This window comes from Streptosporangium sp. NPDC049046 (genome assembly GCF_040649155.1).
Taxonomy (GTDB): Bacteria; Actinomycetota; Actinomycetes; order Streptosporangiales; family Streptosporangiaceae; genus Streptosporangium.
Map to the genome: position 1 here is coordinate 230,245 of NZ_JBEZEZ010000006.1, position 20,077 is coordinate 250,321.

Consider the following 20,077-nt stretch of genomic DNA (forward strand, 5'->3'; position numbering starts at 1 on the left):
ATGTAGATCCTTCTTTTCTTATCCATGACTCCTTGAGAACAGAGGCATGAATTCATTCAATCCGCTCGACCAGCGGTGCGTTCCCATCCTCGGTCAAGACGACGAAGTCTCCCTGATGGACCTGCTCACCCAGGCGGACGAGCTGTCGGGAATCGGGGGTGAGTCGCCCACGATGACGGCGGCCCTCTACCGGCTGGCCATCGCGGTGCTCCATCGTTCACTCGGGCCTGTCGACGGTGACGCCTGGAAACGGATCTGGCAGGCCCGGGAGTTCCCTGTCGAGCGAATCGTTGACTATCTGGATCTGTGGAGGCACAGGTTCGACCTGTTCGGGGACGAGCCGTTCTACCAGTGCCGTGATCTCGCGACGGTCAAGCCCAATTCGGCGGCGCTGCTGGTGCCCTACAAGTCGTCCGGGAACAACGTCACTCTGTTCGACCACACGACTTCGGACATTCGTGTGACGCTCACCCCTGCGGAAGCCTTCCGCTGGCTGGTCACCGTGCAGGCCTTCGACCTCGGCGGGACCAAGACTCCGGGGGCGTCACCGGACAAGTCATCGACCGCCGCGCCTTGCGCCCGCGGAGCGGTCTTCCTCGTGAGAGGTGCGACGGTTTTCGAGACTCTTATGTTCAACCTCCCCGCATACGAGCCAGGCCGTCGGCCGATGGGCACCTCGGCCCGCGATGCTCCCGTGTGGGAGCGTCCGCAGCTTTCGGCCATGCCCCGTAAAGCCGCCGTCCCGAGAGGGTGGACCGACCTGCTCACCTGGCAGTCGCGCCGGGTCTGGCTTCGCCGTACGCAGAACGAGGACGGAAGCGTCGCGATCGGCGAGGTCGTCATCTGTCCCGGTGACTCCCTGCACAAGGATTTTCAGCTCAGCCATGTCGACCAGCACATGGCCTTCTACGGCGACAAGGTGACGCCACTCCGGATTGACCGTGAACGGGCGCTCTGGAGGAGTGCCAACGCCCTGGCCGCGCGTTCGGGTGCACTCGAACCTCGCCACGGCGTCCCGCCGAGGACGTTCGGGTGGCTGCTGGAGACAGAGAAGGCGGCAGGGCTGAGGTTGCCGCAACTCATCCCGGTCACCGCCTACGGCCTGGTCAACAAACAGTCCAAGCTCATTACCTGGGCCGCCGAGGACATCGTGTTGCCTGCGCGTCTGCTTGACCCCGCTGAGACGGAGGCCGCGACCGCGCTTGAGTCCGCTCTCCGGGCCGCCGAGGAGGTCGGAAGCCTGCTCTTCGAGCAGGCGCGGCGGCTACGTGGTGAGTTCAAGACCCGCATCGAGCTCCAAGAAGAGAAGAAAAAGGACTGGAGGCCGGTCCAGCTCACCAGTTACTGGGCCGCTCTCACTCCCGAGTACGACCGCCTGGCTCACCTGCTGGCCGAGGGAGAGTACGAGGAGGCGAAGCGGTCCTGGAGCCGTGCGGTGGAGGCCGCCGCGATCAAAGCGCTCAACCGGATGCTGGCCACCGGCACCACCAGCACGCGCAACCTCGCCATCCGCGCCAAGGTGGCGAGCACCGTCACTTTCCGGCTCCGTCAGGCCCTCGCTCAACTCGAAGCTGTTCCTGGAGTGACCGTATGACCAGTGATGATTCTCAGACCGACCGGTGGGAGGAGCGCTTCGCCGGGGCTCTCAAGGCATTGGTTCAGGCGCGAGGAGGCAAGGGGGACCTGGGGGCCTTGGCCGAACTGCGCCGCTACACGAAGGGGCAGATTCCCTCGGTCGGGGCCGCCTCTTCCCTCTTGGCGGTGCTGCCGGACTGGGTCACGGAGAAGCAGATGGCCGATGTCTTCCTTACGGCAGGGCTCTTCGCCGACCATCGTGAACACTCCGCCATGCATCGGAGCCTCGGGGCGTCTCTCGGCGCGTACAGAGCCCAGAAGCATGGCGACGTCGACTCCTGCCCCACGGACACCCGTCTCAAAGTCCTGCTCGGATCTCCCCGGGCAGGCCTCGGCCACCACCTCCGCCAGGCCATCGCTCTGCTCGACGGTATCTCCGTCAACTATGCGCAGCTGCTCCGCGACGTCCTGAACTGGGAGAACACCAGATTCCGGCACGACGGGCTCACCTACGCGGAGAGCCTCCGCCTGCGCTGGCTTCGCGACTACGACCGCATGGCACACACGGCATACGCCCGATCCGTCAGCCTCTCCGACGACAAGGAGACATCATGATCATCGAACTGCACATTCTCCAGTCCTTCGCTCCATCGAACCTGAACAGGGACGACAGCGGAGCGCCCAAATCGGCCGTCTTCGGTGACGTGCGCCGGGCACGGATCTCCAGCCAGTGCCTCAAGAGGTCGGCCCGCCTTCTCCTGCCCGACTACGGCGTCATCATCGGCAAGCGGAGCAAGGACTTCGCGGACAAGGCCGCAGATCTTCTCGCGGCTCGGGGGCGCGACCTCGCCGAGGCGCGCGCCGTGGCCGGTACGGCCCTGGAGGAATTGGGGCTGCCGACCGACAAGGACAACAACAGCAAATACTCGCTCTTCCTCCGCTCCAATGCCGTGGAACTCCTCGCGGAGGTGTGCGACAGCAACTACGACGCGCTGCTCACCCTTGTTCCGCAGAAGGCCAAGGAGGCGAAGGCCGGCGCCTCCAAGACCAAGAGCAGGAAGAAGAGTGAGATCGCCGGGCTGCACGACCTGATCGACGCCTCCAAGGCCGTCGACATCGCCCTGTTCGGACGCATGATCGCGAACAACAAGGATTTCAACGTGGACGCGGCCAGCCAGGTCGCCCACGCCATCTCCACCCACGCGGTCGCCGGCGAGTACGACTACTTCACCGCCGTCGACGACCTCCAGCGAGATGGCGACAGCGGCGCGGACATGATCGGAACCGTCGAGTTCAATGCGGCCTGCTACTACCGCTACGCGAACCTGGACCTGGCGCAGTTCAGCAAGAACCTGCCGGAAGACCCCGACCTCGTCCACCACGCGGCGCGCGCCTGGCTCCAGGCGTTCATCCACGCGATCCCCAGCGGCAAGCAGAACTCGATGGCCGCGCACAACCCGCCCTCGCTGATCCTCGCCGTCGTCCGCCGACACGGTGTCTGGAACCTGGCGAACGCCTTCGCCGACCCGGTCAAGGGAACCTTCCAGAAGGGCATCATCCAGGCGTCTGCCGAAGCGTTCCTGAGCCAGTTCGACCGGATCGCCACCGCGTACGGAGACGAGAACATCGTCGCCACCCGACTCCTCTCCATCGACGCCAAGGTGGACACCGATCTGGTGCAGGTCCGCACGGTGACCGAGCTGGTTGACGACGTCATCCAGGCACTGGCATGAACACCGCGACGCTCCTGCTCGGCATCGACGCACCGCTCCAGTCGTGGGGGGTGCAGTCGCGTTTCGAACGCCGTGACACAGGCATCGAGCCCAGCAAGTCGGGCATCGTCGGTCTGCTGGCCGCCGCGCTCGGAATCCCCCGTGACGGAGACATCAGGCACCTAGCCGCCTTCGGCATGGCTGTCCGTTGTGACCGTGAGGGGCAGGTGGAGCGTGACTATCACACCACGCAGAACGTGCCCACCACCGACGGCAGGTCATCCCGAACCATCGTCTCCGAACGGCACTATCTCGCCGATGCGTGCTTCCTCGTGGCGCTGGAGGGGGCGGCGGAGCACATCGAGGAGGCGGCGGAAGGCCTGCGCAAGCCAGTGTTCCCTCTCTTCCTCGGCCGTAAGGCGTTCGCCGCCCCACCGGATCTGTTCCTGGGGCTGACCGAGCTGTCCGCCACGGAGGCGGTCAGGAAGCACGTATGGCTCGAACGGCGAGGGCGGATCGTTCAGAAAGCGCGTCGCGACGCCGATGAAGGTAAGCCGCAGATGCTCCGGATCAGTTGCGACAGCGAGCCGGGTCCAAGCGTCCACATGCGGTACGACCACCCGGTCTCCTTCGCCTGGGCCGCCAGGAAATTCGCCCCCCGCTACGTTCGTACGGACTTTGTGCCCCTCACCTCCGGCCTGCTGCCCAGCCTCAAGGAACAGGCATGCACCTGAGTCGTCTCGCTCCCAACCTGGTCTCTCCCGATGTTCTGCGTGATCTCGCCGACCTTCAGCAGGTTCATCGACGTGTGATGGAGGGATTCGATGACGCCGAAGGCCCCGGTCGTCTGGCGCATGGCGTTCTTTGGCGTTGGGACGCGGATCCCGGGCGTACCCCTGTGATCTATGTGCAGTCGGCGACTCTGCCCGACTGGTCGCGGCTGCCTGTCGGTTATCTCGCGGAGCAGGCCAGGACGCGGGATCTCAGCGAGATACGGAACGTTCTGCACGCGGGTCGTCGATTCTCGTTCCGGCTGGTCGCCAGCGCGACGCGGAGCATCCCGAGCGAGCGGATCTCCGAAACGGACAGACCGCGAGGCAAGCGTGTTCCCATCGGAGATCCCGAGGGACAGCTTCAGTGGTTGAGCCAGCAGGGCGAGCGACACGGCTTTCACATCGAGAAGAGCGGTTCGGGGGCGGCGGACATCCGAGTCAACGCTCTCCCCAAGGGAAGCGGGCGCAGGGCCAGGGGACAGGTGACCGTGACACCGGTGCGCTTCGAAGGTCGCCTCGCGATCACCGACCCCGATGCCTTCTGGGAGGGCTTCACCACAGGCATAGGCAGAGCGAAAGCCTATGGCTGCGGTCTCCTCACCCTGGCCAGGCCGTAAGGAAGCTCTTCGATCGGAGGGCATCGGCTGCCAAGCCGCGCTCGGAGGGGACCAGGTGACGACCACCGAGTGCTTTTTGGTATCCCCGGTAGTGCTTTGACCTCGTTGAAGGGCTGGCTGAAGAGGGAATGTTCCCTTGCGGCAAGCGGCGGCTGGTTATCGTGGAGACGCCGCGCAGTCGCGAGGAGGGCACCGAGATGAGCGAGAACGACTGGAACCCAGACCTGGCGTACCCCGAGCGCAACGAGTACACCGGACAGCGAATAGCCAAGGCACGGAAGCTCAGAAACCTTACCCAGGAAGGCCTGGCCGGGCTCGCGCATGTCTCTCGAAGCCTGATAGCCAAGGTTGAGTCGGGCGTCAGGCCCGCCACCCCGTCTCTCGTCGCCGCTGTCGCACGAGCCTGTTCGGTGGATCCAGCGGAGATCAACGGGCAGCCGTACCGGGGGACCGACGAGCGCAGCGACGCCGTGCACGCGGCGATTCCCGCCATTCGGGTGGCCTTGGCCTACGTGGACGTCGCCCCCGACCTGGGCATGCCTCCCCGCACGCTCGACGAGCTGGCCGCTGAGGTGGTCGCGCTTCAGAAGCTTCAGAGGTCCGTGTCGTATGCCCAGCTCGGTGCTCTGCTTCCTGCGCTCCTGGAGGAGTTGACGGTTCAGGTCATGGAGCTGGATACGGTTCGTGCCTGGCGTCTGCTTAATCGCGCTCAAGCGCTCGCTGGATCCCTGGTACGCCGTCTCGGCTACAACGACCTGGCACAGGTTGTGGTGGAACGAACGACGGTCTCCGCGCAACGTGCGGAAGATCCATATCTGCCGCATGTGGTCACTCTGGGCCGGTCGCGATTGCTGATGACCATGGGTTCCTGGGATGTCGCCCTCAAGATGGTCCAGCGGGCCATGAATGAAATCGATCAGGATAACCCGGTGTCAACAGAGGTTTTCGGGGCGCTGCATCTGAACGCGGCCATCACCGCCGCGAGAGCGGGGAAAACGGCGGATGCCTGGGAGCACCACGGGGCCGCGACCGAGGCAGCGGCACGGATCAACCCGAGAGATCGTCGCGATCCCTATGGTCTGCAGATGAACCCGGGGAATGTCTCAATTCACGGGTGTGCGGTGGCTGTCGAGCTGGGTGATTTTGATCAAGCCATCCGGTTGGACCAAGGCGTCGACCTGTCCGGGCCGGACAACAATGACGAACGCCGAGCGCACCATGAGATCGACATGGCAAGGGCTCATCTGTGGGTCAACGACAACGACAGGGCGCTCAAGCGCATGATCAACGCTGAGCAGGTCGCGCCGCAGATGACACGCTTCCATCCCTCGGCAAGAGAGACGGTCCGCCAGCTCGTACGAGTCCATCGCAAGATTCCGGAGCCGCTGCGGGCGCTGCAAGGTCGCATGGCCGTCTGAAGGGGCGCCGCGTCAAGGGGGCTGCTGTGCACAAGCTGTGCACAGCAGCCCCCTTGACCGTTTCTAAGGTCACGGTAACAGCGAGTGGTCAATCAATCGCTTTCCGAATTCGACCTTTGGAGGACGGGTGATACGGCGCAAGGCACCGGTTGAATCTCAAGAGGTGGTCGATGAGGCCACGGCGGAAAGTCATGACAGGGCGCTGGCGGTCGTGCAGCTGCTGCTGATCGAGCGGGGCATCCGTGCTCATCGCCATCAGACGATCTGTCTGTCGCTTCACGGCAACCGCCTGGACGCTCTCATCTGTCCGGATCGGCCTCGTCCTCGGTCGCGGCTGGACCGATATCCGCCCGAACTGGCCGTGCTCGGCCCTGGGGGGCGGCGGGTGGCCGTGGTGACCGTCGGGCCTCGTTCGGGCTGCTACCTGGTCTGCTTGCGGGGCGGATCCGACCCTCGGGTCGTGCGGGGCGGATATCCCGAGCTGGTGGTGGAGTTGATCCTCGCGGCGCGACCGGGGATGCGGTCGTGATCGCCGGTATCGAGGACCTCGCCGCTCCTGCGGACGCCCCTGACCAAGGCCCCGTCGTGTGGCCCGCAGGCGACCTGCGCAACGGCCACGCCCTGCTGTTCGAGCGCGATCCGGACAGGCCCTTCGTGACCACTCCGGTACGGGGCGAGAAGTGGCGACGGCAGGGGCACCGGTTGCCGGGCCTGCTGTGGGGCCGCGTCACCGGCCTTGAGCCGCTCGCCGGGGGGCAGCGCTGGTGGGATGCCCTCGTCTATCCCATCGCGCTCTGCTGCGAGTTCTCAGCAGCCGACTCCATCACGATCACCGTGCTCAGCGACGCCCTCCTGGTGATCCAACCCCGCCACTCCGGTCACCGGCCGCGTCGCCGCACCCCTTGAAAGCCGGTGCGGCGACGTGCCCTTCCCGTATCCGCGTCGCCGCACCTTTGGAGGGAAAATCCTGAGTGAGCGGGGTCGACCCCTGCGGAATCAACTTCACCCAGAGCCACAAGGGACCACCCCCGCGTATGCGGGGCCGACACCATCGCCCACACCAGCCAGGGCATCACGCTCGGATCACCCCCGTGTGTGCGGGGCCGATGACCCCAAGGCGCTGGACCGGTGGACCACGATGGGACCACCCCCGCGGGCGAGGGGCCGACAAGAACCCGGCCGGGTCGATCTGCGCCACGATGGGACCACTCCGCGTGTGCGGGGCTGACCTGATCGTGGACGCGGCCTGGGTGCCGGTGTGGGGACCACCCCCGCGTGTGCGGGACCGACGAGCCGAAGTTCACCGGCACGAACGTGGGGCCGGGACCACTCCCGCGTGTGCGGGACCGACCTGTACTCCGACGGCAACGTGTTCCTCGCCCTGGGACCACTCCCGCGTGTGCGGGGCCGACCAGCACCTTGCGGCCGTAGCCGGTGTTCGTTGCGGATCACCCCCGCGTGTGCGGGTCCGACGACACACCCCACCGGTTCGGCCGGCGGCGAGCGGGATCACCCCCGCGTGTGCGGATCCGACTCCATTGAGATCCCCACGGTCGTTGGCCCCATAGGATCACCCCCGCGTGTGCGGGTCCGACCCGTTCGAAGGTGACGGCGCCTACGGGCCGATCGGATCACCCCCGCGTGTGCGGGTCCGACGTTCCGACCGCCACGGGGAACTTCATGCCGTCGGGATCACCCCCGCGTGTGCGGGTCCGACCTGATCGCCTCACGCACCTTCGCGCTCTTCGTTGGATCACCCCCGCGTGTGCGGGTCCGACACGTCGGTGATGACGCCGGTCTGGTGCAAGGAGGGATCACCCCCGCGTGTGCGGGTCCGACTCCCTTCAAAGATGAAAGCACCGTCACTCTTCAGGATCACCCCCGCGTGTGCGGGGCCGACACTTTGTGACCTGGGTCTTTGTAGGCGTGAGGCTCGGTTTTTTATCAAGTGCATGCGGCAGGAACCGCCGATCTTGATCGTAGTTGGCGGGGGAGTGCGGAGCCAGGTGATCTGCTGATTTTGGATGATTGCGTAGATCACCACGGCCTCTTTGGCCGTACGACAGGTATGCACCGGAGTCGCCCCGCTCCCGGCCAGGGGAAGCAGGCGCAGGGCCAGGGGACGGGTGACCGTGACGCCGATGCGTTTCGAAAGGCGCTTCGCGATCGCCGACTTCGATGCCGTTGTGACCGGTACTGGAACGACAGACGGGGACTGAGCCTTTAAATGGTCAACTCCTTCGTGCCGGGCGGGTGGGCCGCCCTACTATCTGGCTCCCAGGGGTTGGGGACGGGGGAGCCGGTGAACGAGTGGAGTTTGGCGTCGGGGGTCTACAACCCCGTGGTGACGATGGACGGGCAGCGGTGGCGGGACTTCGAGCTGGAGGTCCAGGTGCCGGTGGTGGCACCGGCGCCGCGCGAGAGCGAGCGGGAGCGGATGCGCTGGGGTCCGGCGCGGCTGGACCAGTGCAGGCCGTACGGCTTGGCGGGCGGGCTGGCCAGGCCCGATCCGCAGACCGAGGAGGACATGCTGCGGGCCGTTCCCCTCACCGAGCAGGGCACCCCGCGCCGCTTCCCCGACCCGCGCGGCATGTGGATCAGGCTGATCAACGGGAGCGGCCCGGCCGACGATCCGTTCCGGGCGACCAACGCGATCGACTGCGCGCTGTCGGTGCTCTCCACCTGGTACGGCACTCCCGCGGTGGCCGCGCCGCGCAGGCCCGAGTACGACAGGGTGGGCAGGCCGCTGCTCACCGGGGAGGCCGGGGGAGTGGCGAGGGCGGAGCGGTGGCTGGGGCAGCGCTTCCACTATGTGGGGCAGGGACGTCACGCCTACCTGCCGATCGCGCAGGCGCTGCTGGCCGGGGGGCACGGCTCCTCGGCGCTCATCGTCAACCGCTGGCCGGCCGGGGGCAGCCACGCGTGGAACGCGGTGAACTTCGACGGCGAGGTGATCTGGATCGACGCGCAGCGGGGGCACATGGCGGTGGAGCCGCCGTACGAGTCGGTGACGGGTGTGTTCTGCGTCGTGATCGACAGGGAGGGACGACGTCTGTGAACCCGGACCAGGCGAGGGCCGTGGCGGAGGAGTACTTCAACGGGGTCCGGGGCGCGGGTGCCGCCGTCGAGATCAGGATTTATGCCTTTCAAGAGGGCTATGTCGCCTGGGCGAACGAGCCCGAGCCCGACGATCCCAGCGTGCTGCCCGACACCGTCGGGTCCGGCTGCGTGGTGATCGACAGGGCCACCGGCGAGATCGTGATCCGGCCGCTGCTCAACCCCGAGACCGTGGCGGAGCAGTGGCCGGGACGCCGCCCCCGATAGCGAGGCGTCCCGGCCACCATGTATGAACTGGCCCGACCTGGCCCGGCACTCCCGGCGTCCCGACCGTCCCGGTCCGGCCCCGCCGGTCCTGTCCTGCCGGGCCGGAGCGGGGGGCGCACCGTCCGGCTCGGGCCGTCCGGTGCTCAGCCGCTCGCGAGTGAGCCCACGACCGAGGCGCGGGCCGCGCGCCGGGCGGGCAGGACGGCCGCGAGCACCCCGGCGAGGCCGGACAGGGCGACGAACGACAGGATCTGCGGCACCGGCAGCTGGAAGACGACGTTGTCGGTCATCGTCTGCGCGGCCGCCCAGCCGAACGCGACTCCCAGCGTCACGCCGACCAGCGCGCCGATGAGGCCCAGGACCAGCGCCTCGACCGAGAGCATCCGCCGCAGCTGGGGCCGGGTCAGGCCGAGGGCACGCAGCAGCGCGGACTCGCGGGTGCGCTCGTGGACCGAGAGGGAGAGTGTGTTGGCGATGCCCAGCAGGGAGATGAGCACCGCCAGACCGAGCAGCCCCGTGATGATCATCAGTATCATGTCGAGCGCCTCGTCGAACTGGCCCCGCATCTCCGTCGAGCTCGCCACCTTCGCCGTCGGGTACGCCTCCGTCGCCGCCTCGACCGCCGCGAGCGCCCGGTCCGGGTCGACGCCGTCACGGTGCTTGATCATCACTCGGTTGTCGCCGACCTCGCCGAAGTAGCGGTCGAACTCCCGCTCGGGCACCGTCACGTCGGAGAGGCTCGCGTCGACACCGGAGATGCCCACGATCGAGAGATCGACCGTGCCCGCCTTCGCCGTCCGTACGGTGATCCGGTCACCGACCCCGAGCGCGAGCCGCTCGGCGACGCGGTCGGTGACGAGCGCGGTCCCCGGCACGAGCCGGTCGAGCGAGCCCGCGTCGAGCGGCGGCTTGAAGCCCGGGGTCGGGGTGAAGGTTCCCACGTCGTACCGCGTGGTGCCGGTCGCGAGCCTCGCGCCGGTCTCGCGGAAGGCGATGACCGAGTCCAGCTCGGACCGGCCTCGGAGGTCCTCGGCGATCGCGCGGGGCAGGCCGGAGTCGCGCCCCTGGGTCTGCACCATGTAGTCGAAGGGGAACTGCTCGTCGAGCTGCTGGGTGAACGTCACCCGGACGGTGCCGGTGACGACGGAGATGACCGTCATCAACGTCACGCCCACGGTGAGTGCCACGGTGGTGGTCGCCGACCGCTTCGGGTTGCGCCGGGAGTTGTCCACGGCCAGCCTGCCGGGTACGCCGAAGAGCTTGGCCGGTACCCACCCCGCGAAGGCGGAGAGCGGCCTGACGATCACCGGCCCGAGGATCAGCACCGCGAGGAAGACGGACGAGCATCCGGCCATCACCGTCACCAGGGCGGTCTCGCCCGGATCCGTGGAGATCCCCGCCACCACGATGCCCACGCCCGCGAGCAGGAACAGTCCCGCGAAGATCATTCGTACCAGGCCGGTCCTGAAGGTCCGCTCCTCGGTCTGCGAGCGCAGCGCCGCGATCGGTGCCACCCGCGTCGCGGCCCGCGCGGGCAGCAGTGCCGCGCCGACCGTGACCGTCAGGCCGATGACCAGGCCAAGGACGATGGTGGTCGGCGTCAGGGTGGCGGCGGCGGCCGTGGGCAGCGGCGCGTCGAACGCCGCCAGCACGGAGAGCGCCCCCGCACCCAGGCCGTAGCCGAGCAGCAGGCCGAACACCGACGACAGCAGGCCGACCACCGCCGACTCCAGCATGATCGAGGTGAAGACCTGCCCGCGCGTCGCCCCGACGCATCGCAGCAGCGCCATCTCGCGGGTCCGCTGGGCCACCAGGATGTTGAAGGTGTTGTAGATGACCAGCGCGGCCACGAACATCGCCACCACGCCGAACAGCAGCAGGCCCAGCTTCAGGAAGTCGCCGTTGGCGCCGTTGTTCCTGGCGAGGTCCGCCGCGTAGCGCTCACCGGTCTTGACCTCGTGACCCGCGCCCACGGCCGAGGCGACCGAGCCGCGCAGCGCCTCCTGGGTGACCCCCTCGGCGGCGGCGACGTCGATCTCCCGATACCCCTGCTGCCCGGTCATCTTCCTGGCGGTGTCCGTGGTGTAGCCGACCGCGCCGAAGTATCCGAGCTCCTGGTCCAGGCCGACGTCGAACAGGCCCACCAGCGTGAACTCGTGCCTGGCGTTGCTCGCGTCGAGCACCGCGACGGTGTCACCGACCTTGAAGCCCCTGGTCCTGGCGGTGCCCTCGTCGAGCACGGCCTGCGTCGCGGTCTTCGGGGCCGTACCGCTCACGATCGGCATACGGTTCAGGTCGCCCTCGGGCAGGGAGATTCCCGCGGTGGGGAAGTCACCGGCGGCCTTGCCGTCCTTGCCGATCAGGGCGGATGTGCCCCGTACCAGCCCCTGTGCGTCGGCCACCCCGTCCACGGCGCGCACCTTCTCCAGGGCGGCCTCGGAGATCACAGGAGGCTCGTCGCCGTTCCCCCCGGGCGCAGGGAGTACGGCGACGTCGATTTTGTCGGCCGCCGCGGAGAACTTCTCGGTGAACCCCGCGTCGATGGTGTCGGTCAGCACGAACGTCCCCGCGATGAAGCCGACCCCCAGCGCGATCGCGAGGGACGTCAGCATCAGGCGCAGCCGGTGCGCGAGCAACCCGGCCAGCGTCGTCCTCAGCACCTCACGCCTCCAGCTTCATCAGCGTGTCCAGCACCGACTGCGGCGTCGGCCCTGTCAGCTCGCTCACCAGCAGGCCGTCGCGGAGGAAGACCACACGGTCGGCGTACGAGGCCGCCACCGGGTCGTGGGTGACCATCACGATCGTCTGGTCGAGCTCGCGCACCGACGTCCGCAGGAAGGAGAGCACCTCGGCACCGCTGCGCGAGTCGAGATTGCCGGTGGGCTCGTCGGCGAAGATGACCTGAGGCCTGCTGATCAGGGCGCGGGCGACCGCGACGCGCTGCTGCTGGCCACCCGACAGTTCCGAGGGCTTATGGCCGAGCCGGTCGCGCAGGCCCACGGTCTCCACGACCCGGTCGAACAGCGCGGGGTCGGCCAGCCGCCCGGCGATCTCCAGCGGGAGCCGGATGTTCTGCTCGGCGGTGAGTGTCGGCAGCAGGTTGAACGCCTGGAAGACGAAGCCGATCCGATCGCGGCGGAGCATGGTGAGCTTCTTGTCGTTGAGTTCGGTCAGCTCCACGTCCCCGACGCGCACCTGCCCGCCGCTCACCGTGTCGAGTCCGGCCAGGCAGTGCATCAGCGTGGACTTGCCCGACCCCGAGGGACCCATGATCGCGGTGAAGGCGCCCGTCGCGAAGGAGACGTCCACTCCGCGCAGCGCGTGCACGGCGGTGTCCCCCCGGCCGTACACCTTGGTGAGACCTCTGGCCGTCACGGCCGGCGCCGCGCTTTCCCGCGCGTCCCACGCGCCGACCTCTCCGGTGATGGTCACGACAGCTCTCCTCAACAACGTGTGATGTTATGACGCACCAAACGGTATTGATGGGGAAAGAGGGATCCATCAGGCGTTAGGCCTGACTTATGGCGATACGGAGGGGGTCGGGAGAAGGAGGGACGCGACCTCCGCCGTAGTGCGGCCTCGGCCATTCGGACGAGGCGGGCGAGGCGAACGGGGCCTCACCCTCGATGGGATTCCTGCCCGAAGGCCGGGGCGCTCGCGGGTTTCTGATCCAGCGGGGTTCTCCCGGGGCTCTCGCCCCCGACCCGGGGCTCTCGCCCCCGACCCGGGGCTCTCGCCCCCGACCCGGGGCTCTCGCCCCCGACCCGGGGCTCTGTCTCCGGCCGAGGCTCTCGCCTTCGGCCAAGGCTCGTGCGGTTCTCGTGTCCGACGGGGAGACTCGCGCGGTTCCTGTCTCCGGCGGGGAAGGTTCCCGGCCCTCAACCGGTATTACCTCCGCGGGTATTTGATCTTCAAGGTGCCCAGGCCGACCTTGCCGGTGACACGCAGCACCGGCGCGTCAGGGTGTCCCGGTTCGGTGGCCTTGTTGGTGATCGTGCCCATGTTCGTCGTGAGAGAGTCGATCCGCACGGTCCACCCCCGTGGCACGATCACCAGGATGTTGCCCATCCCGCAGGTCGCCTCCAGCAACACCTCGCGGTGCGAGCACACGGCCCCGGTGAAGTCGATCTTCACGCTGCCCGAGCCGCAACTCGCCACGATGCGCGCGGGCACCACCCAGTAGTCCTTCTGCTGCACCGCCCCGTACTTCGTTTGCAGCTCCAGGACTCCGCTTCCGACGCCCCCGGCACCCCCGGTGCCCAGCATGGCGAGCCCCGCGTCGTCTCGCGGCAGGTCGGCAGTGATGGCCCTCAGGTCGTCGTACGTCCTCGCCGCCTGCGTCCGCTCGATCCGCTCCTCCAGTTCCTCCAGGGAGAGCCGTCCCTCTCCGGTGGCCACGCGCAACCGCTCGATGACCGCGTCACGATCGGAGTGCGACGCGCGGAGCCGACCGTCAAGGTTCGTCATACGACGATGCTAATCGGCGGAATGCGGGGTTACGATTCCCGATTCATAGGCATATACGACGACCTGTGCTCGATCCCGCAGGCTCAGCTTCGCCAGGATCCGGCCCAGATGCGTCTTGACCGTCGCCTCCGCCAGCTCCAGACGACCGGCGATCTCCGTGTTCGACAACCCCCTCGCCACCAACACCAGCACCTCCCGCTCCCGCGCGGTCAGCCCGGTCAGCACCGCCGGCTCGGCCACCGCGGAGGGGAGATGCACCGCGAAACGCTCCAGCAGCCGCCGCGTCGTACTCGGCGCCACCACCGCGTCCCCGCTGTGCACCGACTGGATCGCGCTCACCAGATCGGCGGGCGGCACATCCTTCAGCAGGAACCCCGACGCGCCCGCCTTCAACGCCGCGAACGCGTACTCGTCCAGATCGAACGTGGTCAGGATCAGCACCCGAGGCCCACCGGCCGTCGAACGGATCAGCCGCGTCGCCTCCACCCCGTCCATCACCGGCATCCGCACGTCCATCAGCACCACGTCCACGGCGACCGTCCGCACCGCCTCCACCGCCGCGGCCCCGTTACCCGCCTCCGCGACGACCTCGATGCCGGGATGGGCGTCGAGAACCATGCGGAAACCGGTGCGCAGCAACTCCTGATCGTCGACCAGCATCACCCGAATCACCTGGTCACCCACCGTGTGCTCCGTCAAGCCGCCCGCCCCGCCCCGGTATCGCCGATCGGCAGCCGCGCCACCACCTGGAACCCGCCACCGGGAACGGGGCTCGCCTTCACACTCCCGCCGAACATCGCGACCCGCTCGCGCATGCCGACCAGGCCGTGCCCACCCTCACGCTCCGGCGTCGCCGCGCCACGACCATCGTCGGTCACCCGCACGAGCAGCTCCCGCACGCCGTACTCCATCTCCACCGTGGCCCTGCTGTCCGGGCCACCGTGTTTGAGGGTATTGGTGAGCGCCTCCTGAACGATCCGGTAAACCGTGAGCTGCTCCCCCTCGGGAAGCTCCGCGGGAACACCGGACACCCGCAACTCCACCGGCAAACCCGACTCCCGCACCTGCGTCACCAGATCGTCCAACTGCGACAGGCTCGGCTGCGGAGCGTACTCCTCCTGGACACCGTCGGCCCGCAACACGCCCACCATCCGCCGCATCTCCGCCAGAGCCCTGCGGCCCGTGGCCGAGACCGCCTCCATCGCCCTGCGCGCCTGTTCAGGATCGCGGTCGATCGCGTACCCCGCCCCGTCGGCCTGAACGATGATCACACTCACGTTGTGCGCGACCACGTCGTGCAGCTCACGGGCGATCCTGGCCCGCTCCGCGGCCGCCGCCAGCCTGGCCTGCTGATCGCGATCGCGTTCCGCTCGCTCGGCCCGCTCCTCCAGACCCTCCAGATAACGGCGGCGGGTGTTCGCGTAGATCCCCGTCATCCAGATCGCGGCCGCGAACGCCGAGGCCGTGGCGAAGGCACGCAGGTCAAGTCCCTGAGGCACCCGCCCGAACACCAGGAACAACCCCAGCTCCACCACCAGCCCCGCCCCGACCGCCCAGCGCAGCGGGCGCCGCGACGCCACCCCGTACATGGCGACGAGCACGGAGACGTTGAAGAACAGGGGCGGAACCCCGGCGAGCCACTGGAGGAACGAGGCGAACGAGACGATCGCGAAGACCGCGACCGGACGCTCGCGCATCCAGAACAGCGGCACGAACAACAGCAGCGTCAGCCCCGCGAACCCCCACAGCCCCAGCCTCTCCGCCCCCCAGGCCACCAGGTCGACCACCCCGACGGCCCAGACATTGAGCAGCGAGACCAGCAGGAACGGGGTCAGCCACAGGGCGTCCGTGATCCTGGGATGGCGCACGCTCCAGGCGCGCAATCTGCCGAACACATCACTACGATACGTATGCGCAGATCAGAGCCCTTCCCCCTCAAGGTGGAGGTCGATGTACGACTCAGGTCGCACATCGAGCCGCACATTCGGCTTGGCTTACACAGCCTTTACGGTCTTTGGGGCACCATGGTTTCTGGGAGCGCCCTCCGGGGTGAGTAAAGGGAGATAGTTTGTGGTGATCAATCACAACGACGCCGGGTCGCGCGGCTAAGAAGACAGGCCGCGCGACCTGACGTTTTCTCTCCCGTTCCCCCGCCGCGACGGATAGCCGCCACATCGGACAGAGCTCCCTCGCCGCATACCGCTCGGCGCCTTCTCGGACGCTTCGGCGGCCTCACCGGGATCGTCGGCTTGCTCGCTCACCTGCCTACCCGCTTACCCGTGCGGATCCACGAGGGTCTTCCCGTCCGGCGGTGAACATCGTGCCGTCTCGTGCGGCACCGGGCGACGCCGGTCCCTCGGGCGGTCGATCCGGGCCCACGCGGGCGACTCACCGAAGCACCACCCACGGCGAAGCCGGCCGAACGCGCGTCCCCGGCCTCAACCCGCCGGATCGGACGCGACGGCACGGTCCTCCGCGAGGACGGATTCGCGCAGTAATTGAATGGCTCTGCGTATGACCGCGGATCTCGACGCGAAGCGTCTTTCGCTCCGACAGTATTCTATGAAAAATAGATCCTGGGCCGATATTGTCACGCTGGTGTCTGTCGACTTTATGTCGATCGATTGATTCTTGATTGTTTTGTGGGGTCGACGGGATTCGAACCCGCTCTGGACGGTACCTAAAACCGTTGCCTCTACCGTTGGGCTACGACCCCTATTTTTTCCTGCAAAATTCTCTGTCTGTGAATGGCAATTGGGGCAGAGAAAACGCAGGTTTTCTTTTCTGTTGTCCAGCCAGTTGCCATTGATATGGTCAACGTGCAGCGTCAATGCCTGACCTCGCCAGGCGCCCTCGATCCTACATCCCGCGCAGCGGTATGGCATCCCGGTCTCGATCAGGCAGCGCCTGAGCTGCCCGGGGTCCGGGCGTGGACCGCCCTCCGGTCGCATGGCGAGAACCTGTTCCGGACGACTGCGTCGCGGCGAGGGCTTCCCTCTGTTGGGGGAGACCCTGCGAAAGTGCGAGGTGTCGATTCCGAAGCGCTTCAGTTGGCGGCTGATATGAGCGTGGTTGCCGCCCGCGATGGTGATGCCGAGGCGGCGGAGAACGTCGGCGATGCTGAGGGATGCGGCCGCGGCCTCCGCCAGCATTTCCGGGGTGTATTTGTATTTGGTGGGCACGCCCCAAGTCTAGGTAATGGGACCGACAATTCTTGGGGCGTGCTCATGTCATATTAAATGGCGAAAATCGGGTGTCAGTCGACGCCTAGTTCGCGGCGGAGGCGGGCCACGTGGCCGGTCGCTTTCACGTTGTAGAGGGCCTTCTCGATCTTGCCGTCCGCGTCGATGACGAAGGTGGAGCGGATGACCCCGAGGGTCGTCTTGCCGTACATCGTCTTCTCCCCGTACGCGTCGTAGGCCTTGTGGACCTCAAGGGAGGGGTCGGACAGGAGCGGGAAGGTGAGGGCGTCGTGCTCGACGAACTTGGCGAGCTTGGCCGGGCTGTCCTTCGAGACGCCGAGCACGACGAATCCGGCCGAGGTGAGCGAGGCGAGGCTGTCGCGGAAGTCGCAGGCCTGCTTGGTGCAGCCCGGGGTCATCGCGGCGGGATAGAAGTAGAGGATGACGCGCTTACCGCGGTGGCTCTCCAGCGACACGGTGGTGCCGTCGGCGGCGGGAAGGGTGAAGTCCGGGGCGGCGTCGCCCGGCTCAAGTTTCATGGTGTTCCTCCGAGGAATGGTTCCCCGGTCAACTTACCGGCCTGCCCGAAGTGCCGTGGGTAGGTAGGACCTGACAGACTGATCAATGTCAAGGAGTAGGGGAGGATAGCCATGGCGGACACCGATCCCGCGGAGTTGGAACGACAGATCGAGCGCACGCGCGCGGAGTTGGCCCAGACGGTGGACGCCATCGCGGACCGGGTGAGCCCCAAGCGGGTCGCGGCGCGTGGTGTGGCGAAGGTCCGGGCGAACGCGGAGCATCTCGCCGCTCAGGTCGGTGACCTGGTGGGGGGCGCGGCGGGGCCGAAGCCGGTCAGGCTCGCCGGCGAGCCCGAGGACCTGTGGGCGGACGAGCGGCCGGACCTGGCGCCGATCCTGATCGGGGTGGGGGCGGCGCTGGCGCTCGGCGCGGTGGTCATGCTGTGGCGGCGCCGTCGTCGCTGACCGTCACCGGCCGGGGGAGCGAATGTCGCCGGTGACCGATCGGCTGCCCGGAATTGAGTAGGGGTTTACTCATGTGACCTTTTTCCCGCTCGCGGACCATCGCGAGTAGGAAAAAGGAGGGGTAAATCCATGAAAAACATCATTCGCGCTGCGATCGCGGTGGTGGCGACCACGGGCGTCATGCTGACCGTGGCTCCGGCCGCCTTCGCCGCGACACCGACGTCCGCCTCGGCCGCCTCCTCGGCGTCCTCGGCGCGAGACTTCGACGACAGCTTCGAGCAGGAGTCCAGGAACGGCTTGGCCACGTTTGAGGCCGTGTACTCGGTCAGGGGTGACGACGAGGAGGACAACACCTTCAGGCTGCGGGGCGAACTGTACGACGGTGACAGGCGCACCCTCCGCCAGGGGGGTCGCTGCGCCTACGTCGAGGTGCAGGTCACCTCGTCCGAGGACGAGGACTGGGACGTTGCCAAGCGCGACAGGCTGTGCAGCTACGACGACACCAAGCGCTTCCGCGTCACGGCGCACGACGTGAGCGAGGTGCGGGTCAAGACCTGCCAGGTCAAGTACCGTACCTGGTCGACCTACAAGTGCAGCAGGTGGGAAGAGCTCGACCTGGGCTTCTGAGATCTCTCCGAGGCCGGGAGCACCGCGGGCCATCGGGCCCGGAGGACGGGACCGAGATGTGAGGGGAACGGGCACTCGCCGGTGAGACGGCGGGTGCCCGTTTCGCGTCAGAGGAAGGTGCGGCCCTCGCCTCGGTAGGTGGGGACCTCGTCCACGACCTCGTCCCCGTCGATCAGGTGCAGGCTCGCGAAGCGCTCGCAGAGCTCGCCCGCCTTGGCGTGCCGGAACCAGACCCGGTCGCCGATGCGCAGGTCTTCCGCGGCCTGCCCGACGAGGGGGGTCTGGACCTCCCCGGCCCCTTCGTTGGAGTCGTAGCGCAGTCCGCACGGCAGGTAGGGCTGGGGCAGACGGTCGTCGCCGGGGGCGCCGGAGGCGGGGTAGCCGCCGCCGAGGACGGTGACGACGCCGGGGGCGGGGCGGCGTACGACGGGCAGGGCGAACAGGGCGGCGGGCCGGCCGGTGAATCCCCGGTAGAAGTCGAACAGGCGGGGATGGAAGAAACCGGATCCGGCCGCGATCTCGGTGACGGCCTTCTCCTCGGTGGTCTTCTCGATGCTGCCGGTGCCGCCGGCGTTGACGAACTCCAGGTCGGTGACCTGGCGGACGGCCTGGACGATCCGGCCCCTGCGGGTGATCAGCTCGCGGCGGGACCTGGCCTGCATCAGGCGGACGGCCCGGGTGAGGGCGGGGTTGCCCGGCGGGTCGTCGCCGACCCCGGCGATCTGGGCCTCGTACGCCATCAGGCCCACGAGCCGGAAGCCGGGCCTTTTGGCGATCTCGGTGGCGAGGTCGGCGGCCTGGTCGACCTCGCGGACAGGGGAGCGGCGGACGCCCGCCCTGAACCGGCCGCCGAGGGCGAGGTAGCCGGCGTCGACGTCCAGGCAGAGCCGGATCTCGTGGCGGTCGCGAACTCCGGCGACGGCGGATTCGACGAGGTCCAGGTGCTCGACCCGGTCCACCATGATCGTGATCTCCCGCGCCGCGATCGGCTCGGCGGCGAGTTCGGCGAGCGCGGCGCGGTCGACGGTGGGGTAGGCGACGAGCACGTCGCGCATCCCGGTGGAGACGAGCCAGAGGGCTTCGGGGAGGGTGAAGGCCATGATCCCGGTGAAGCCGTCCATGGCGAGGACGCGTTCGAGCACGGCTCGGGACCTGATGGACTTGCTGGCGACCCTGATCGGCTTGCCCCGGGCGCGGCGGGCCATGCCTTCGGCGTTGGCGCGCAGGGCCCGCAGGTCGAGGACGGCGAAGGGAGGGTCCAGGTGCGCTGTGGCCCGGTCGTAGCGCTGGCGGTCGTCCATGTCCGCAGGATAACTCCGATACGACAAAGATGAGTATTGTTCATGTTGCCCTGTCGGTGATCAATGCTCCCCCCAGGGAGGGCTCAAGATCGTGCAAG

At 67.7% G+C, this 20,077-nt stretch carries 19 protein-coding genes, 1 tRNA gene, 1 pseudogene and 1 CRISPR repeat array; of the genes and pseudogenes, 12 read left to right on the forward strand and 9 right to left on the reverse strand.

Annotated elements, in window-relative coordinates; genetic code table 11:
- The first annotated feature begins 46 nt into the window (after positions 1 to 46).
- The 10 genes from casA (at position 47) to AB0B96_RS10790 (ending at position 9,419) form a co-directional block, all read left to right on the forward strand.
- The gene (casA, locus tag AB0B96_RS10745; RefSeq protein ID WP_362897593.1) at positions 47 to 1,594 is read left to right on the forward strand and encodes a type I-E CRISPR-associated protein Cse1/CasA; all 1,548 of its coding nucleotides are present in this window, start codon (positions 47 to 49) and stop codon (positions 1,592 to 1,594) included.
- Positions 1,591 to 2,190, forward strand: a complete 600-nt coding sequence (gene casB, locus AB0B96_RS10750; protein WP_362897595.1) for a type I-E CRISPR-associated protein Cse2/CasB — start codon at positions 1,591 to 1,593, stop codon at positions 2,188 to 2,190. The genes casA and casB overlap by 4 nt, the downstream gene beginning before the upstream one ends.
- Complete coding sequence (gene cas7e / locus AB0B96_RS10755; protein ID WP_362897597.1) at positions 2,187 to 3,308, forward strand: type I-E CRISPR-associated protein Cas7/Cse4/CasC; 1,122 nt, start codon at positions 2,187 to 2,189, stop codon at positions 3,306 to 3,308. The genes casB and cas7e overlap by 4 nt, the downstream gene beginning before the upstream one ends.
- Complete coding sequence (gene cas5e / locus AB0B96_RS10760) at positions 3,305 to 4,021, forward strand: type I-E CRISPR-associated protein Cas5/CasD (RefSeq protein ID WP_362897599.1); 717 nt, start codon at positions 3,305 to 3,307, stop codon at positions 4,019 to 4,021. The genes cas7e and cas5e overlap by 4 nt, the downstream gene beginning before the upstream one ends.
- Positions 4,012 to 4,677 (forward strand): type I-E CRISPR-associated protein Cas6/Cse3/CasE, encoded by a 666-nt coding sequence (gene cas6e, locus AB0B96_RS10765; RefSeq protein WP_362897601.1) that lies wholly within the window; start codon positions 4,012 to 4,014, stop codon positions 4,675 to 4,677. The genes cas5e and cas6e overlap by 10 nt, the downstream gene beginning before the upstream one ends.
- 197 nt (positions 4,678 to 4,874) lie before the next feature.
- A complete protein-coding gene (locus AB0B96_RS10770; RefSeq protein WP_362897603.1) occupies positions 4,875 to 6,095 on the forward strand; it encodes a helix-turn-helix transcriptional regulator in 1,221 nt (406 codons plus the stop codon).
- Positions 6,096 to 6,258: 163 nt separating this feature from the next.
- On the forward strand, positions 6,259 to 6,624 hold the full coding sequence (locus AB0B96_RS10775) for a hypothetical protein (protein ID WP_362897605.1): 366 nt from the start codon (positions 6,259 to 6,261) through the stop codon (positions 6,622 to 6,624).
- Positions 6,621 to 7,001, forward strand: a complete 381-nt coding sequence (locus tag AB0B96_RS10780; RefSeq protein ID WP_362897607.1) for a hypothetical protein — start codon at positions 6,621 to 6,623, stop codon at positions 6,999 to 7,001. Before AB0B96_RS10775 ends, AB0B96_RS10780 begins: the two co-directional genes overlap by 4 nt.
- Positions 7,002 to 7,114: 113 nt before the next feature.
- A CRISPR array of direct repeats spans positions 7,115 to 7,995; the repeat unit is 28 nt; unit sequence GGATCACCCCCGCGTGTGCGGGTCCGAC.
- Positions 7,996 to 8,397: 402 nt separating this feature from the next.
- Entirely contained in the window at positions 8,398 to 9,153 is a 756-nt protein-coding gene (locus tag AB0B96_RS10785; protein ID WP_362897609.1) for a toxin glutamine deamidase domain-containing protein, read from the forward strand.
- Entirely contained in the window at positions 9,150 to 9,419 is a 270-nt protein-coding gene (locus AB0B96_RS10790; RefSeq protein WP_350949834.1) for a hypothetical protein, read from the forward strand. The genes AB0B96_RS10785 and AB0B96_RS10790 overlap by 4 nt, the downstream gene beginning before the upstream one ends.
- 143 nt (positions 9,420 to 9,562) lie before the next feature.
- On the opposite strand, the gene AB0B96_RS10795 is transcribed toward AB0B96_RS10790, so the two are convergent.
- The 8 genes and pseudogenes from AB0B96_RS10795 to bcp all read right to left on the reverse strand — a co-directional run bounded on the left by AB0B96_RS10795 (position 9,563) and on the right by bcp (position 17,607).
- Complete coding sequence (locus AB0B96_RS10795) at positions 9,563 to 12,079, reverse strand: FtsX-like permease family protein (RefSeq protein WP_362897611.1); 2,517 nt, start codon at positions 12,077 to 12,079, stop codon at positions 9,563 to 9,565.
- Position 12,080: 1 nt separating this feature from the next.
- Positions 12,081 to 12,851, reverse strand: coding sequence for an ABC transporter ATP-binding protein (locus AB0B96_RS10800; protein ID WP_362897613.1), 771 nt, complete (start codon positions 12,849 to 12,851; stop codon positions 12,081 to 12,083).
- 456 nt (positions 12,852 to 13,307) lie between these two features.
- Positions 13,308 to 13,886 carry a DUF1707 domain-containing protein gene (locus tag AB0B96_RS10805; protein ID WP_362897615.1) on the reverse strand — a complete coding sequence of 193 codons (579 nt, stop codon included), beginning with the start codon at positions 13,884 to 13,886 and terminating at the stop codon, positions 13,308 to 13,310.
- A 9-nt stretch (positions 13,887 to 13,895) separates the two neighbouring features.
- A complete protein-coding gene (locus AB0B96_RS10810; protein ID WP_350949859.1) occupies positions 13,896 to 14,558 on the reverse strand; it encodes a response regulator transcription factor in 663 nt (220 codons plus the stop codon).
- Between the two features lie 23 nt (positions 14,559 to 14,581).
- The gene (locus AB0B96_RS10815) at positions 14,582 to 15,781 is read right to left on the reverse strand and encodes a sensor histidine kinase (protein ID WP_362897617.1); all 1,200 of its coding nucleotides are present in this window, start codon (positions 15,779 to 15,781) and stop codon (positions 14,582 to 14,584) included.
- Between the two features lie 748 nt (positions 15,782 to 16,529).
- A tRNA-Leu gene (locus AB0B96_RS10820) sits at positions 16,530 to 16,602 on the reverse strand.
- Between the two features lie 28 nt (positions 16,603 to 16,630).
- Positions 16,631 to 17,038: pseudogene (locus AB0B96_RS10825) on the reverse strand (HNH endonuclease signature motif containing protein); the annotation flags it as partial.
- A 104-nt stretch (positions 17,039 to 17,142) separates the two neighbouring features.
- The gene (gene bcp, locus AB0B96_RS10830; RefSeq protein WP_350949829.1) at positions 17,143 to 17,607 is read right to left on the reverse strand and encodes a thioredoxin-dependent thiol peroxidase; all 465 of its coding nucleotides are present in this window, start codon (positions 17,605 to 17,607) and stop codon (positions 17,143 to 17,145) included.
- Between the two features lie 111 nt (positions 17,608 to 17,718).
- Here bcp and AB0B96_RS10835 point away from each other — a divergent pair, with 111 nt between their 5' ends.
- Both AB0B96_RS10835 and AB0B96_RS10840 read left to right on the forward strand, forming a co-directional pair.
- Positions 17,719 to 18,051, forward strand: coding sequence for a DUF3618 domain-containing protein (locus tag AB0B96_RS10835; RefSeq protein ID WP_350949828.1), 333 nt, complete (start codon positions 17,719 to 17,721; stop codon positions 18,049 to 18,051).
- 129 nt (positions 18,052 to 18,180) lie between these two features.
- Positions 18,181 to 18,678 carry a hypothetical protein gene (locus tag AB0B96_RS10840; protein WP_362897619.1) on the forward strand — a complete coding sequence of 166 codons (498 nt, stop codon included), beginning with the start codon at positions 18,181 to 18,183 and terminating at the stop codon, positions 18,676 to 18,678.
- A 107-nt stretch (positions 18,679 to 18,785) separates the two neighbouring features.
- Here AB0B96_RS10840 and AB0B96_RS10845 read toward each other — a convergent pair whose 3' ends face one another.
- On the reverse strand, positions 18,786 to 19,979 hold the full coding sequence (locus AB0B96_RS10845; protein WP_362897621.1) for an amino acid deaminase/aldolase: 1,194 nt from the start codon (positions 19,977 to 19,979) through the stop codon (positions 18,786 to 18,788).
- Between the last annotated feature and the right edge of the window lie 98 nt (positions 19,980 to 20,077).

Coding starts and splice junctions, on each gene's coding strand:
- casA (WP_362897593.1), top strand. CDS start 47: ATGAATTCATTCAATCCGCTCGACCAGCGGTGCGTTCCCATCCTCGGT.
- casB (WP_362897595.1), top strand. CDS start 1,591: ATGACCAGTGATGATTCTCAGACCGACCGGTGGGAGGAGCGCTTCGCC.
- cas7e (WP_362897597.1), top strand. CDS start 2,187: ATGATCATCGAACTGCACATTCTCCAGTCCTTCGCTCCATCGAACCTG.
- cas5e (WP_362897599.1), top strand. CDS start 3,305: ATGAACACCGCGACGCTCCTGCTCGGCATCGACGCACCGCTCCAGTCG.
- cas6e (WP_362897601.1), top strand. CDS start 4,012: ATGCACCTGAGTCGTCTCGCTCCCAACCTGGTCTCTCCCGATGTTCTG.
- AB0B96_RS10770 (WP_362897603.1), top strand. CDS start 4,875: ATGAGCGAGAACGACTGGAACCCAGACCTGGCGTACCCCGAGCGCAAC.
- AB0B96_RS10805 (WP_362897615.1), bottom strand. CDS start 13,886: ATGACGAACCTTGACGGTCGGCTCCGCGCGTCGCACTCCGATCGTGAC.
- bcp (WP_350949829.1), bottom strand. CDS start 17,607: ATGAAACTTGAGCCGGGCGACGCCGCCCCGGACTTCACCCTTCCCGCC.
- AB0B96_RS10835 (WP_350949828.1), top strand. CDS start 17,719: ATGGCGGACACCGATCCCGCGGAGTTGGAACGACAGATCGAGCGCACG.
- AB0B96_RS10840 (WP_362897619.1), top strand. CDS start 18,181: ATGAAAAACATCATTCGCGCTGCGATCGCGGTGGTGGCGACCACGGGC.
- AB0B96_RS10845 (WP_362897621.1), bottom strand. CDS start 19,979: ATGGACGACCGCCAGCGCTACGACCGGGCCACAGCGCACCTGGACCCT.